This window comes from Pseudooceanicola sp. DL12 (assembly GCF_056270665.1).
This window is the reverse complement of the sequence record NZ_CM149884.1, coordinates 3099672-3112732: the sequence shown is the minus strand read 5'-3', so window position 1 is coordinate 3112732 and position 13061 is coordinate 3099672. Positions and strand designations below refer to the sequence as shown.

The 13061-nt window shown below is 65.3% G+C and carries 13 protein-coding genes; 4 read left to right on the top strand and 9 right to left on the bottom strand.

The window, feature by feature from the left end; all coding sequences use genetic code 11:
- Window positions 1–678 carry a TetR/AcrR family transcriptional regulator gene (locus AC0WR5_RS14510; RefSeq protein ID WP_475864142.1) on the top strand — a complete coding sequence of 226 codons (678 nt, stop codon included), beginning with the start codon at window positions 1–3 and terminating at the stop codon, window positions 676–678.
- Between the two features lie 210 nt (window positions 679–888).
- Here the strand turns inward: AC0WR5_RS14510 and AC0WR5_RS14505 are convergent, their stop codons facing one another.
- From AC0WR5_RS14505 to AC0WR5_RS14480, 6 genes are all read right to left on the bottom strand, one after another.
- Complete coding sequence (locus AC0WR5_RS14505) at window positions 889–3078, bottom strand: 3-hydroxyacyl-CoA dehydrogenase NAD-binding domain-containing protein (RefSeq protein ID WP_475864140.1); 2190 nt, start codon at window positions 3076–3078, stop codon at window positions 889–891.
- Window positions 3079–3089: 11 nt separating this feature from the next.
- On the bottom strand, window positions 3090–4301 hold the full coding sequence (locus tag AC0WR5_RS14500; RefSeq protein WP_475864138.1) for an acetyl-CoA C-acetyltransferase: 1212 nt from the start codon (window positions 4299–4301) through the stop codon (window positions 3090–3092).
- 148 nt (window positions 4302–4449) lie between these two features.
- Entirely contained in the window at window positions 4450–5088 is a 639-nt protein-coding gene (locus AC0WR5_RS14495; protein ID WP_475864136.1) for a glutathione S-transferase family protein, read from the bottom strand.
- Between the two features lie 431 nt (window positions 5089–5519).
- The gene (locus AC0WR5_RS14490; protein WP_475864135.1) at window positions 5520–7298 is read right to left on the bottom strand and encodes an acyl-CoA dehydrogenase C-terminal domain-containing protein; all 1779 of its coding nucleotides are present in this window, start codon (window positions 7296–7298) and stop codon (window positions 5520–5522) included.
- 48 nt (window positions 7299–7346) lie between these two features.
- Window positions 7347–7754 carry a MerR family transcriptional regulator gene (locus AC0WR5_RS14485; RefSeq protein ID WP_475864134.1) on the bottom strand — a complete coding sequence of 136 codons (408 nt, stop codon included), beginning with the start codon at window positions 7752–7754 and terminating at the stop codon, window positions 7347–7349.
- Window positions 7755–8328: 574 nt separating this feature from the next.
- A complete protein-coding gene (locus tag AC0WR5_RS14480; RefSeq protein WP_475864133.1) occupies window positions 8329–8703 on the bottom strand; it encodes a MerR family transcriptional regulator in 375 nt (124 codons plus the stop codon).
- A gap of 139 nt (window positions 8704–8842) precedes the next feature.
- On the opposite strand from AC0WR5_RS14480, the gene AC0WR5_RS14475 reads away from it, so the two are divergent.
- From AC0WR5_RS14475 to AC0WR5_RS14465, 3 genes are read left to right on the top strand one after another with little or no spacing between them, the layout of a single operon-like run.
- Window positions 8843–9316, top strand: a complete 474-nt coding sequence (locus tag AC0WR5_RS14475) for a PaaI family thioesterase (RefSeq protein WP_475864132.1) — start codon at window positions 8843–8845, stop codon at window positions 9314–9316.
- On the top strand, window positions 9313–9834 hold the full coding sequence (locus tag AC0WR5_RS14470) for a PaaI family thioesterase (protein WP_475864131.1): 522 nt from the start codon (window positions 9313–9315) through the stop codon (window positions 9832–9834). The genes AC0WR5_RS14475 and AC0WR5_RS14470 overlap by 4 nt, the downstream gene beginning before the upstream one ends.
- A complete protein-coding gene (locus AC0WR5_RS14465) occupies window positions 9831–11171 on the top strand; it encodes an MATE family efflux transporter (RefSeq protein ID WP_475864129.1) in 1341 nt (446 codons plus the stop codon). Before AC0WR5_RS14470 ends, AC0WR5_RS14465 begins: the two co-directional genes overlap by 4 nt.
- 12 nt (window positions 11172–11183) lie before the next feature.
- On the opposite strand, the gene arsC is transcribed toward AC0WR5_RS14465, so the two are convergent.
- Genes arsC through AC0WR5_RS14450 form a run of 3 tightly spaced genes read right to left on the bottom strand, consistent with a single transcriptional unit; the run spans window position 11184 to window position 12954 of the window.
- A complete protein-coding gene (arsC, locus tag AC0WR5_RS14460) occupies window positions 11184–11531 on the bottom strand; it encodes an arsenate reductase (glutaredoxin) (RefSeq protein ID WP_475869032.1) in 348 nt (115 codons plus the stop codon).
- Complete coding sequence (locus AC0WR5_RS14455) at window positions 11522–12619, bottom strand: quinone-dependent dihydroorotate dehydrogenase (protein ID WP_475864127.1); 1098 nt, start codon at window positions 12617–12619, stop codon at window positions 11522–11524. The genes arsC and AC0WR5_RS14455 overlap by 10 nt, the downstream gene beginning before the upstream one ends.
- Window positions 12616–12954 (bottom strand): DUF952 domain-containing protein, encoded by a 339-nt coding sequence (locus AC0WR5_RS14450; protein WP_475869030.1) that lies wholly within the window; start codon window positions 12952–12954, stop codon window positions 12616–12618. Before AC0WR5_RS14450 ends, AC0WR5_RS14455 begins: the two co-directional genes overlap by 4 nt.
- Window positions 12955–13061: the final 107 nt, after the last annotated feature.

Below are 13061 nucleotides of genomic sequence, written 5' to 3'. Positions count from 1 at the left end.
ATGAAAGATGCGGACCAGCCGGCCGAGGAGGTGCAGGCAGAGGCGGTGCCCCGCACCGGCCGCCCGCCCGCGCTCAGCCCGGAGGACCGCCGCGCGGCCCTCGTCGCCGCAGCCGACCGGGTCTTTGCCCGCGACGGCTTCTCTGCCGCCACGATGGAGAAGATCGCGGCCGAGGCGGGCATGTCCAAGCGCACGCTCTACCGTTTCTTCCCGGACAAGCAGGCCGCGCTCGAGGCGCTTCTGGGCGCCCATGACTATCGCCCGCCGCTGCAACCCTACGGCTACCGGCCGGGCGACGACCCCCGTGACGAGATCCGCCGTACCCTCCTGGCGCTGGTGACCTTCCTGCTGCAGCCGCGGCAGATCGGCCTCACCCGCCTGGTCATCGCCGAGGCGCACCTGCACCCGGAACTCAGCGAGAGCTTCGAGCGTCTGGAAATCTCAAGTCTGATCGAGCGGATGACGGAACGCTTCGAACGGCTCCGAGACGATGGCGCCATCAGCGGCGAAGATCCCGTGGAGCTCGTGCGCATGATGCTGGGCGCGATCCTCGGGCCGCGGCAGATCACGGCGCTTGCCCGTCACCCGGCCCCGCCACCCGACATTGCCGAACTGACCCGGCGCACCGACCGCGTGATCGAGGTCTTCGCCCCGGCCCTGGGCCTGCCGCCGGCCTGATCCCTCCGGGGCCCATCCGGCAAGGTGCCTGCCTCCGGATGCGGGCCGTGCAGCCCCGCAATGGCGCACCGGCTTCCCTGTCATCTGGCCACAAATATCCCGGGGGAGCGCCGCAGGCGCGGGGGCAGGGCCCCTCATTCCACTCAACGTCAAGAAAAAACCGCCCGAAGTCTCCTCCGGGCGGTTCCGATTTCACGTAGGGGGGAAGGCTCAGGCGGCCTTCGCCTCGGGGCCGAAGCGGCCGTAGAAGCTCTGGTTCTTCCCGGCCATCTCGCGCAGCAGCGGGGGGCAGGCAAAGCGGGGCCCGTAGGCCGCTTCCAGCGCGTCGCAGCGCTCGGCCGCATAGGGGGCGCCCAGCATGTCGAGCCAGCCGAAGGGGCCGCCGGTCCAGGGCGCAAAGCCCCAGCCCAGGATCGCGCCGACGTCACCTTCGCGGATGTCCTCCAGCACGCCGTCCTGCAGCGCCCGCACCGCTTCCAGCACCTGGGCGAACATCAGGCGATGCTGCACCTCGGTCAGGTCCGGCTGGGTCTCGGCGTGGGGGTATTTCTCCTCCAGGCCGGCCCAGAGGCCCGTGCGCTTGCCCTTCTCGTCGTAGTCATAGAACCCGGCCGCGGTCTTCCGCCCCTTGCGGCCCAGGTCGAAGAGCCAGAACATCAGGTCATCGACACCCTTGGCATCCACCGGATAGGCATCGCCCATGGCTTCCTTGGTGGCCGTGGCAATCTTGACACCCAGGTCGATCGAGGTTTCGTCGATCAGCTGCAGCGGGCCGACGGGCATCCCCAGCATCCGCGCGGCATGTTCCACCAGCACCGGGCTGACGCCCTCGCTGACCATCCGCGCGCCCTCGTTGAGGTAGGGGATGATGCAGCGGTTGGCATAGAAGAACCGCTCGTCGTTCACCACGATCGGCGTCTTGCGGATCTGACGGACATAGTCGAGCGCCTTGGCCACGGCGCGCGGCCCGGTTTCCTTGCCCTTGATGATCTCCACCAGCAGCATCTTCTCGACCGGCGAGAAGAAGTGGATGCCGATGAACTGCTCCGGGCGGCTCGATGCCTTGGCCAGGCCGGTGATCGGCAGGGTCGAGGTGTTGGAGGCAAAGATGCAATCCTCGGGGATCACCGCCTCGACGGCGGCGGTCACCTCGGCCTTGATCTTCGGGTCCTCGAAGACCGCCTCGATGATCAGGTCCGCATCCGAGAGGGCGGCGTAATCGGTGGTCGCGGTGATCAGCGACAGCACCTGTTCCTTCTTCTCGGGCGTGGTCTTCTTCCGCGCGATCCCCTTGTCCAGGTAAGCCTCGGTATAGGCCTTGCCCTTGTCCGCGGCCTCCTGCTTCTGGTCGATCAGCACCACTTCGATGCCGGCCTGCGCCGAGACCAGCGCGATGCCGGCGCCCATCATGCCGGCGCCCAGCACGCCCACCTTCTTCACCGTCTGGTCGGGTGCATCGGGACGGTTCGCGCCCTTCTCGAGGGCTTCCTTGTTGAGGAAGAGCGACCGGATCATGTTGCCCGAGGACGGGTTCATGATCACGTTGGTGAACCAGCGCGCCTCGATCTTCAGCGCGGTGTCAAAGGGCACCATGGCCCCCTCGTAGACCGCGCTCAGCATCGCCTTGGGGGCCGGGTAGGCGCCCCAGGTATTGACGTTGATCATCGCGTTGGCGCCCACGAAGGTCTGGAAACCCGCCGGGTGATAGGGGGCACCGCCGGGCATCTTGTAGCCCTTGGCGTCCCAGGGTTTCAGGATGTCGGCATCCGTCGCGCCCAGCACCCAGGCCTTGGCCGCGGCCAGCGGATCCTCGGCCACCTCGTCGATGATCCCGGCCTTCACGGCGGCCTGCGGGTTCGACAGCTTGGCCTGCAGCAGGAAGGGCGAGGCATTCATCACGCCCAGCTTGCGCACCAGCCGGGTGGTGCCGCCCGAGCCGGGGAAGATGCCCACCTGGATTTCCGGCAGGCCGATCTTGGCCTTGGGGTTGTCAGCGGCAAAGATCCTGTGCGTCGAGAGCGGCAGCTCCAGGCCGATCCCGAGCGCGGTGCCGGGCAGGGCGGCGGCAATCGGCTTGCCGCCCTTGTTGGTCTTGGGATCCATGCCCGCCCGCTCGATCTTGCGCAGCAGGTGGTGCAGCGACATCACGCCCTCGAAGACGCCCTCGGCACCCTGCTCCTTGAAGCCCGCCAGCACGTTCAGGTCCATGCCGGCGGCAAAGTCCTTCTTGCCCGAGGTGATGACGATGCCCTTCACGGCTTCGTCGGCCAGCGCATCGGTGACACAGGCGTCCAGCTCGGCCGCACCGGTCATGGTCAGCACGTTCATCGACTTGCCCGGCAGGTCCCAGGTTATCACGGCGACGCCGTCGGCGCCTTTCTCCATCGTGAATTCGGTCATGGTATCCTCCCTCACACCAGTTCGATGACGGTTGCGGCACCCATGCCCGAGGCGACGCAGAGCGTGGCCAGGCCGGTGCCCTTGCCGGTGCGCTCCATCTCGTCGAGCAGCGTGCCGATGATGATCGCGCCCGAGGCCCCCAGCGGGTGGCCCATGGCGATGGCGCCACCGCAGGTGTTCACCTTGGAATGGTCGACGTCAAAGGCCTGCATGAAGCGCAGCACCACGGCCGAGAAGGCCTCGTTCACCTCGAAGAGGTCGATGTCGCCGATCTCCATGCCGGCGGCCTTCAGCACCCGCTCTGTGGCGGGTACGGGGCCGGTCAGCATGATGGTCGGATCGGTGCCGATCTTGGCAGTGGCGCGGATGCGGGCGCGGGGCTTCAGGCCGTGTGCCTCGCCGAATTCCTTGCTGCCGATCAGCACGGCGGCCGAGCCGTCGACGATGCCCGAGGAGTTGCCGGCGTGGTGCACGTGGTTGATCGCGGCCAGGTGCGGATACTTCAGCATCGCCACCTTGTCGAAGCCGGGCATGACCTCGCCCATGTCCTTGAAGGCGGCCTTCAGGCTGCCCAGGGTCTGCATGTCGGTTCCGGGGCGCATGTATTCGTCATGGTCCAGGATCGGCAGGCCGTTGACGTCGCGGATGGTCACGATCGACTTGTCGAAACGCTTCTCTTCCCAGGATTTCGCGGCGCGTGCCTGGGATTCCATGGCCAGCGCATCGCAGTCATCACGGGAAAAGCCGAACTCGGTCGCGATGATGTCGGCCGAGATGCCCTGCGGCACGAAGTACTTCTCCATCGCCACGGTTGGGTCCACGGCCACGGCCGCGCCGTCCGAGCCCATGGGCACGCGGCTCATGCATTCCACGCCGCCGGCGATATAGGCTTCGCCCGCGCCGCCCTTTACCTGGTTCGCGGCCAGGTTCACCGCTTCCATGCCCGAGGCGCAGAACCGGTTGATCGAAAGGCCGGGAATCGCTTCGTCGAGGTCGGAGGCCAGCACCGTGGTCCGGGCCAGGCAGCCGCCCTGTTCCATGGCCTGGGTCGCATTGCCCCAGATCACGTCCTCCACCGCGTGGCCGTCGAGGCCATTGCGGTCCTTCAGCGCGTTCAGCATCTGCTTGCCAAGCGCGACGGAGGTGACCTCGTGCAGAGAGCCGTCCTTGCGGCCCTTGCCGCGCGGGCTGCGCACGGCGTCGTAGATATAGGCTTCGGTCATGGTCTCCTCAGCTCCTTCCTGACTCTACGGCGGGCTCCTCCGCCCCCGTTTCGCCTGACACTCTTTGCCTCATCGGCCGTGATTTCCACCGCGACGTTACGTAGGTTTGCCTTACGTGCCGCCACGTCCGCGTCAACTTTGCGTCGTTTCAGAGACCCCGGTCGGAGGGGTGCCCGGGCATCAGGTCATAGGGATGCTTCCACCCCGGCAGGGCCTCGATGTTGCCCAGCCAGCGGTCGATGTTGGGCCAGTCGGCGCGCGTGAAGGTGAAGGGCTCCGGGTAGAAGAGATAACCGCAGCAGGAGAAATCGGCATTGGTGGGCCCGTCACCCACCAGCCAGTCGCGCCCCGCGAGCGCCGTGTCCAGGACCTTCAGCGCGGCCTTCAGCCGTCCTGCGACAAAGCCGATGACCTCCTGCGGGCGCTTCTCCTCGGGCAGGAAATTCATCAGGAAGCGCAGGTTGCCAGCCTGCGACGACATCTTGTGGTTGTCCCAGAAGCACCAGCGCATGACTTCGCGCGCCTCTTCGGCGGTGGCGCCGCCGAACCTGCCGGTCTTCTCGGTGATGTACATCTGGATGACGCCCGACTGGCTGATCGTCACGTCGCCGTTCACCAGAACCGGCGCTTCGGCCATGATGTTCAGTGCAGTGTAGTCCGCGCTGCGCGCCTCTCCGTTGAAGAAATCCACCTTCACGGGCTCCCAGTAGAGGCCCGAGAGTTCGAGCGGCAGGGCCGCCTTGTAGGAATTGCCGCTTTCGCCGAAGCAGTAGAGCTTGATGGTCATCTGATCCTCCCAGTGCGCATGTTGTCCTGCGAGGGCTTCACGCCCCCCCACCCCCGTGGGATATTTATGGCCAGATGACGGGGAGCAGGTCACCTCATTTTAACCAAACAACGGCCAGACTGATTGTGCGCCACAGGCTGGGAAGCCGATGGGCGTGCCAGGTGACGCGCTGTCCTGATATATCTGGTAGCCAATCCGGTGAGGCGGGACGGCGTGGAGCCACTTTCGTGCCCCAGGGCCAAAAGCTCAGCGGCTCAGTATCATCTGGCAAGAAATATCCCCGCCGGAGGCGGCGACCGGCCTGTTGCGTTGCGACGCCGGGGCCCGGGCGGGGCGAGGGAAGAAGAGGGGGAGCGCGTCAGGTGACGCACTCCCCCTTCATTTCAGATTAATCCCATCGGTGCAGTCTGACGTGGCGCGAGGGCCTGGTCTCAGAATGCGTCTTCTTCAAGCGCCATGACCGTATCGGCGCCGGACAGGATCCGCTGCAGGTGCATGGCCGTCGCGGGCAGGCGGCGCGCCATGTAGTAGCGTCCGGTCGCGATCTTGGTTTCGAAGAAGGCGGGATCGCCTTCGCCAGCCGCGAGCTTGGCCTTTGCCGTGATCGCCATCTGCGCCCACATGTAGCCGAGGCAGACATGCCCGAAGAGATGCATGAAGTCGTAGGAGCCGGCGAGCGCATGGTTCGGGTTCTTCATGCCGTTCTGCATGAAGAACATCGCGGCCTCCTGAAGCTGCTTCGAGGCGGCCTTCAACGGTTCGATGAAGTCCTTGGCGATCTCCGGGTCTTCGCCGTTTTCCTGGCAGAAGCTCTTGATCATGCCGAAGAGCGCCATCGCCGGCTTGCCGCCGTTCGAGGACAGCTTGCGCCCCACCAGGTCGAGGGCCTGCACGCCGTTGGCGCCTTCGTAGATCTGGGTGATCCGGGCGTCGCGGGTGAACTGCGACATGCCCCATTCCTCGATGTAGCCGTGGCCGCCATAGACCTGCTGGGCCTGGACCGTCATGTCGAAGCCCTGGTCGGTCAGGAAGCCCTTCAGCACCGGGGTCAGCAGCGAGATCATGCCTTCCGCCTCGGCGTCGTCCATCGAACGGGCGCGGTCGATCATCATGCCGCCCCAGAGACCGAAGGCGCGGGCGCCCTCGATGAAGCTCTTCTGGTCCATCAGCGCGCGGCGGATATCCGGGTGCACGATGATCGGATCGGCGGGGCCGTCGGGGTTCTTGGCGCCGGTCACGTCGCGCCCCTGCAGGCGGTCCTTGGCGTAGATCACCGCGTTCTGGTAGGCGGCAACCGCCTGGCTGAGGCCCTGCATGCCCACGCCGAGGCGCGCTTCGTTCATCATGGTGAACATGGCGCGCATGCCCTTGTGCATGTCGCCCAGCAGGAAGCCCCTTGCGCCATCATAGTTCATGACGCAGGTGGCATTGCCGTGGATCCCCATCTTTTCCTCGATCTTGCCGACCGATACGGCGTTGCGTTCGCCGAGCGAGCCATCCTCTTTCACCATGAACTTGGGCACGATGAAGAGCGAGACACCCTTGATGCCATCCGGGCCGCCGGGGATCTTGGCCAGCACCAGGTGGATGATGTTGTCGGACATGTCGTGATCGCCCGCAGAGATGAAGATCTTCTGCCCGGTGATCAGGTAGGAGCCGTCGTCCTGCGGTTCGGCCTTGGTGCGCATCAGCCCCAGGTCGGTGCCGCAATGTGGCTCGGTCAGGTTCATGGTGCCGGTCCATTCACAGGTCACCATCTTGGGCAGGTAGGTCTGCTTCTGGGCCTCGGTGCCATGCACGTGGATGGCGGAATATGCGCCATGGGTCAGGCCGGGGTACATCATGAAAGCCTGGTTGGCTGCGGAGAACATCTCTCCGGTGGCTACGGTCATGATGTAGGGCATGCCTTGCCCGCCATACTCCGGATCGCAGTCGAGCCCGGTCCAGCCGCCGTCGCGAAGCTGATCGAAGGCTTCCTTGAACCCGGTGGGCGTCCGGACGACGCCATTCTCGAGGGTCACCCCTTCGGAGTCCCCCACGACATTGAGGGGCGCGATGACCTCGGACGAGATCTTGGCCGCTTCGCCAAGAATGGCTGCGGTGAAATCGCGGTCGAGCTCCGCATAGGCCGGAACATCCGTCGCCGTGATGTTCAGGACGTCGTGGATCACGAACTGCAGGTCGTCTACCGGTCCGGTATAGCTGGGCATGTCTTCTCTCCCTTGGCCGTCATTCTCCGGCCCGGCGGCGGATCCTGCCTATTCGGCAGCGTCCTTCGACTGCTTCATCGAGTCGATCATCCGGGCCACCCATTCCATCTGCTCTTTCAGTTCCGTGATCGCCTCGTCGAGCTCGGCTCGCTGGGCTTCCATGGCATCGAGACGCTCCCTTGCGACTTCATGGGTCCGGCACAGCTGCGTCTGCTGCTGGTCGTCCATGTCGTAAAGATCGAGCAGCTGGCGGATCTCCTCGAGGCTGAAGCCGAAACGCTTGCCCCTCAGGATCAGTTTCAGACGTGCACGATCCCGTCGCGTAAAGAGGCGCTTCTGGCCCTCGCGGATCGGAAACAACAGCTCCTTTGCTTCGTAAAAGCGCAGTGTGCGTGGAGTGACCTCGAAGGCATCGCACATCGCGCGGATCGTCATTAGGTTGTCGGTGTCTTTCATGACTCACCTTTCCGATTTTTATCGTTCGGTCAGCAATGCAAGTCACAGGCCCTAGGTACAACGTCAGATGAAGTTGACGTAAGCACTACGTCACGTCACGTGTTTCGTGACGTTGGATAACTTCAAATGACGCCGCGGCAGGCGCAATTTCGTTTCCCGAAATGCGGAGAGCTTTCGTGCCGATGACCATGCCGAAGAACGACACGCACGCCCCTTGCGCCGCCGGTCTGGCGGTGCTGCGGACGGATCCCGACAGCCACCCCCCGTGGCTGTACATCCCTGATCAGGTCTCTGTCTGACAATTCGGGCAGATTTATGACCAGCGAGTCAGTGAATACAGCAACCATAGATTGCCGCGCGAGAGGAAACTCACGCCGGGTAAGCCAGGGAAAGGGGATTTGCCTGCCACGGGCGGCCCGAAGATCGTTGGATGGCAGTAAAGCGGCGGTTTTCTGCCGCACTGCTATCGTCGCGATCCTCCAAATGCAAAGACACGGGGCGCGCAAAAATCAGGCGCCGGTTCCGTCCCGTGGAGAAATCCAATAGGAGAATCATGCCGGGCTGGCTGTTTCTGTCAGAGGCGATCGAGTTCCTGGGCCGTGGTGTCACGCAGCTGCTGCAGCTCTTCCATGGCCTCGTCGATCTGGCGGCGCTGCTCTTCCAGCTGCTGCATCTGCCGGTCGGCCATCTCGACCCAGATGCGCATCTGGGCCTCCGAGCCTTCCTGCTCGCGCATCTCGAGCCACTGGCGCATTTCCTCCAGCGAGAACCCGAACCTGCGTCCGCGCATGATCAGCGTCATGCGGGCCACCTCGCGCGGTCCGTACCATCGCGCACGGCCATCGCGTTCGGGCTGCAGCAGCTCGATGTATTCATAATAGCGCAAGGTTCGCGGCGTCACCTCGAACCTTTCGCACATTTCCTTGAAGCTCAGCTTACGGTCAGACATCGCCAGATCAGATTTTTCCACCCACCGTTCAAAGCTAAGCGCTCTAACCGGGAAGGGCAACAGGGCTGCGCAGAGAAAGGTTGCAGAGGTTGTGCTTTGCGCGAATTGGCGATTGTATGCGCCGAAAAGGTTCCCCGCCATGCCTCAAGACAGTCAGCAAGCCGACCTCGCCAGACAGTTCATCACCGCCCTGCCGCATGCCCGCGCCCTCAATCTTTCGCTGGGAGAGATGGGCGAGGGCAAGGCGAGGTTTTCCATGCCCTACGACGAGAAGCTGATCGGTGATCCCGAGACCGGCGTGATTGCCGGCGGTGCGGTCTCCGCGCTGCTCGACACCACTTGCGGTGCCGCGGTGATCTGCCATCCGCGATCTGCCGGCGGCACGGCCACACTGGACCTGCGTATCGACTACATGCGCGCGGCCACGCCGGGTCAGACGATCCGCGCCCGTGCCGAGTGCTATCACGTGACCCGCTCCGTGGCCTTCGTGCGCGCGGTGGCCCTCGACGACAATGAGGACGACCCGGTCGCCACCGCGGCCGGGGCCTTCACCTTTAGCATGAAAGCCGACGCAGGCGGGGAAGATGAAACCGGGGAAGGAGAGGCTTCATGAGTCCGCGCAAGCCCGAGCCCGTCCAGGTGATCAAGCAGCGACGCGATGCGGCGCTCGAGGCCCTGGTCGCGGGTATGCCCTACACCCGTTTCCTCGGGGTGCATTTCGACCGCCGCGGAGACGAGCTCACCGCCATTCTGCCCTATTCCGACCACCTGATCGGCAACCCGGTGCTGCCGGCGCTGCACGGTGGCGCCACGGCGGCCTTTCTCGAGGTGACCGCGATCATCGGTCTCAGCTGGTCGATGCTCTGGCAAGAGCTGGAGAGTGGCAGGATCAACCCTGTCGACGTCGCAGGGGGCAAGCTGCCGCGCCTGCCCAAGACCATCGACCTGACGGTCGATTACCTGCGCTCCGGCCTGCCGCGCGATGCCTATGCCCGCGCCATCGTCACCCGGTCCGGACGTCGTTATGCAAGCGTCCGCGCCGAAGCCTGGCAGGACAACCGCGCCCGGCCGATCGCCATGGCGACCGGGCATTTTCGCATGCCCGATGCCGGGGCGGAGCCCGACGAGTGAGCCTGGCACCGGAGGCGGCCGCCTCGGGTCCCCTGACACACGGACGGGTCCTGCGCATCGCCCTGCCCATCGTGGTGGCCAATGCGACGGTGCCCGTTCTGGGCATGGTGGACACCGGCGTCGTCGGCCATCTGGGCGAGGCCGCGCCCATCGGCGCGGTGGGTATTGGCGCGGTCGTTCTCTCCTCGCTCTACTGGATCTTCGGTTTCCTGCGCATGGGCACCACCGGCCTGACCGCGAATGCGGCCGGGGCGGGGGACAGGCCCGAGGTCGCGGCGCTGCTGACCCGCGCTCTGATGATCGGCCTTGCGGCCGGCGTTGCGTTGATCCTCGTCCAGGCGCCGCTCTTCGCCATGGCCTTCCGCGTGACGCCCGCCTCCGAAGAGGTCGAGGCCATGGCGCGTGGCTACATGTCGATCCGTATCCTCTCGGCGCCCGCCGCCATTGCGATTTTCGGCCTCACCGGCTGGCTGATCGCCCAGGAGCGCACGGGTGCGGTGCTGGTGATCCAGCTGACGATGAACGCCATCAACATCCTGCTGGATCTCCTCTTCGTCATCGGTCTCGACAGGGGCGTCAACGGCGTGGCCCTGGCAACCTTCCTGTCGGAATGGGGCGGGCTCGTTATCGGTCTCTGGCTCTGCCGCGCGGCGTTCCGGGTGCCGGCCTGGCGCGATTGGGCGCGGGTCTTCGACCGCCTGCGCCTGACGCGCATGGCACTGGTCAACCGCGACATCCTGCTGCGCTCCCTGATGCTTCAGGCCATCGTTGTCAGCTTCATGTTCCTGGGCGCGCGGTTCGGGGATGTCACACTGGCAGCGAACCAGGTTCTGATGCAGTTCATGATGATCACCTCCTTCGCGCTCGACGGGTTCGCCTTCGCGGCCGAAGCCATGGTGGGCCAGGCGGCGGGGCGCGGCGACCGACCGGCCCTGCGCCGGGCCGCCGCGCTCAGCAGTGTCTGGGCTCTGGGGATCAGCGCCTGTCTTTCCGTTGTCTTTGCCCTGGCCGGCGGCCTGGTGATCAATGCGATGACCACGGCGCCGGACGTGCGCGAGGCCGCCCGCCACTTCCTGCCCTGGATCGTGGCCGCACCCCTTGCTGGCGTCTGGCCCTTCATGCTCGACGGGATCTTCATAGGCGCCACCCGGGCCCGCGACATGCGCAACATGATGGCGCTCAGCCTGCTGATCTATGTCGCTTCGCTGCTGGTTCTGCTGCCGCTGATGGGCAATGCCGGCCTCTGGGCCTGCTACCTGATCAGCTATCTCGCCCGGGGCATCACGCTGGCTTGGCGCTATCCCTCGCTCGAGGCGGGCGTAACCGCCCGCGCCTGAGCTAGAGGTGCTTCAGAGGATCTCGTGCACCCGCTCCGGCGGGCGCGCGATCACGGCCTTTCCGTCCTTCAGCAGGATCGGGCGTTCGATCAGCTTCGGGTGTTCGGCCATCGCTGCAATCAGCGTGCTGGTCGGATCGTCTTTCGAAAGGCCCAGCTCGGAAAAGAGCTTTTCCTTGGTGCGCATCATCTCGATGGCAGGGAGGCCCAGCAGCGCCCTGACAGCGCGAAGTTCCTCCTCGGAGGGCACCTCCTCGAGGTACTTCCGGGTGGTGAACTTCTGTCCGCTTGCCTCGACCAGGGCCAGGGCTTCGCGGGATTTCGAGCATCGCGGATTATGCCAGATGGTGATCACAGCCAGTCCCCTCTTGCGGTGCCCACGGCCTGGGACACGCTGTCAAAGCCGTCGCGCGCCAAGAGCGCCTCGAGACCGCGGCAGATGTCGGCCGTCAGGGACAGCCCCTGATAGACCAGCGCAGAGTAGAGCTGCACGGCAGAGGCGCCGGCGCGGATCTTGGCATAGGCATCCTCGGCTGAGGCGATGCCGCCAACGCCGATCAGCGGCACAGCGCCTGCCGTCATTTCCGACAATCGGGCCAGAAGCCGGGTGCTCTTTTCAAAGAGCGGCGCGCCGGACAGGCCGCCCGTCTCGTCGCGATGGGCGCTCTTCAGCCCCTCGCGCGACAGGGTCGTGTTGGTGGCGATCACCGCATCGATACCTCTCGTGGTCGCGACCTCCGCGATATCCTCAAGGCCCTGCGCATCGAGGTCTGGCGCAATCTTCAGAAAGATCGGGATCGCTCGGGGCAGGGCCGCGCGCGCTTCGAGTACCCCGGCCAGCAGCGCCGACAGGGCCGCCTTGCCCTGCAGGTCCCGCAGTTTCTCGGTGTTGGGCGAAGAGACGTTCACGGTCGCGAAATCAATGTCGCCCCCGCAGCGCGTCAGCACCTTGGCGAAATCCGCGGCGCGGTCTTCACTGTCCTTGTTGGCGCCGAGGTTGAGGCCGATCACCGCGTTGCGCGGCCGGTTCGCCAGCCGGGCGGCAATGGCCTCCATGCCCTCGTTGTTGAAGCCGAAGCGGTTGATCACCGCGCGATCTTCGGTCAGCCGGAACAGACGCGGCTTGGGGTTGCCAGGCTGCGGCCGTGGCGTGGCTGCACCGACCTCTACGAAACCGAAACCGGCCCGCGACAGCGGTGCGAGGGCCTCGGCATTCTTGTCGAAGCCCGCGGCGAGGCCCACCGGGTTCGGCAGGTCGAGACCGGCAACACGAGTCTTCAGGCGGTCAGAGGTGACCGGGCCGGGCAGTGGCACAACGCCGGCCTTCAGCGCTGTCAGTGACAGCCCGTGCGCCCGCTCCGGATCAAAGCGATGCAGCAGGCCGAGGCCCAGGCTCTCGATGCCACGTGACAGGCTCCCGGGCGTCGGGCTCCCGCCGTCGCCGCTCATAGCAATCCTTCGGGGAACAGGTGGCGCCCACCAGAGAGCGCCAGCGACCAGTGGTCGGTCACTTGGTCAAGTTTCAGCTCGGCATAGAGGTGGGGAAACAGCGCACCACCGCGGCTGACCTCCCACTTCAGTTCAGGACCAAAGCTCTCGGGGTCGGCCGCCGCCAGGATCAGCGCGTCCTGTTCGGCAAAGTGTTTCGCTGCGGTTTCGGCCACCTGTTCCGACGTGGAAAAGTGGATGAAACCGTCCTGCAGGTCAATCGGCGCACCCTTGGTGCTGCCGTCGCGCTGCAGTTGCTGCCATTGGTCTGCGGTGAAGATCTTGTAAATCATGATGCTCTCCGGATGCCCTCTATTGTCATGCGGGTCAAGGTATTGCGGGGGCGGGATCCGGCAATTCACAGGGCGCCGCGCGGATTGTTCCCGAACCTTCGAAAATGCCC

What these genes read in the sequence shown, in the direction of transcription:
- AC0WR5_RS14510 (WP_475864142.1), top strand. Translation starts at nt 1, where the DNA reads ATGAAAGATGCGGACCAGCCGGCCGAGGAGGTGCAGGCAGAGGCGGTG.
- AC0WR5_RS14505 (WP_475864140.1), bottom strand. Translation starts at nt 3,078, where the DNA reads ATGACCGAATTCACGATGGAGAAAGGCGCCGACGGCGTCGCCGTGATA.
- AC0WR5_RS14500 (WP_475864138.1), bottom strand. Translation starts at nt 4,301, where the DNA reads ATGACCGAAGCCTATATCTACGACGCCGTGCGCAGCCCGCGCGGCAAG.
- AC0WR5_RS14495 (WP_475864136.1), bottom strand. Translation starts at nt 5,088, where the DNA reads ATGACCATCAAGCTCTACTGCTTCGGCGAAAGCGGCAATTCCTACAAG.
- AC0WR5_RS14490 (WP_475864135.1), bottom strand. Translation starts at nt 7,298, where the DNA reads ATGCCCAGCTATACCGGACCGGTAGACGACCTGCAGTTCGTGATCCAC.
- AC0WR5_RS14485 (WP_475864134.1), bottom strand. Translation starts at nt 7,754, where the DNA reads ATGAAAGACACCGACAACCTAATGACGATCCGCGCGATGTGCGATGCC.
- AC0WR5_RS14480 (WP_475864133.1), bottom strand. Translation starts at nt 8,703, where the DNA reads ATGTCTGACCGTAAGCTGAGCTTCAAGGAAATGTGCGAAAGGTTCGAG.
- AC0WR5_RS14475 (WP_475864132.1), top strand. Translation starts at nt 8,843, where the DNA reads ATGCCTCAAGACAGTCAGCAAGCCGACCTCGCCAGACAGTTCATCACC.
- AC0WR5_RS14470 (WP_475864131.1), top strand. Translation starts at nt 9,313, where the DNA reads ATGAGTCCGCGCAAGCCCGAGCCCGTCCAGGTGATCAAGCAGCGACGC.
- AC0WR5_RS14455 (WP_475864127.1), bottom strand. Translation starts at nt 12,619, where the DNA reads ATGAGCGGCGACGGCGGGAGCCCGACGCCCGGGAGCCTGTCACGTGGC.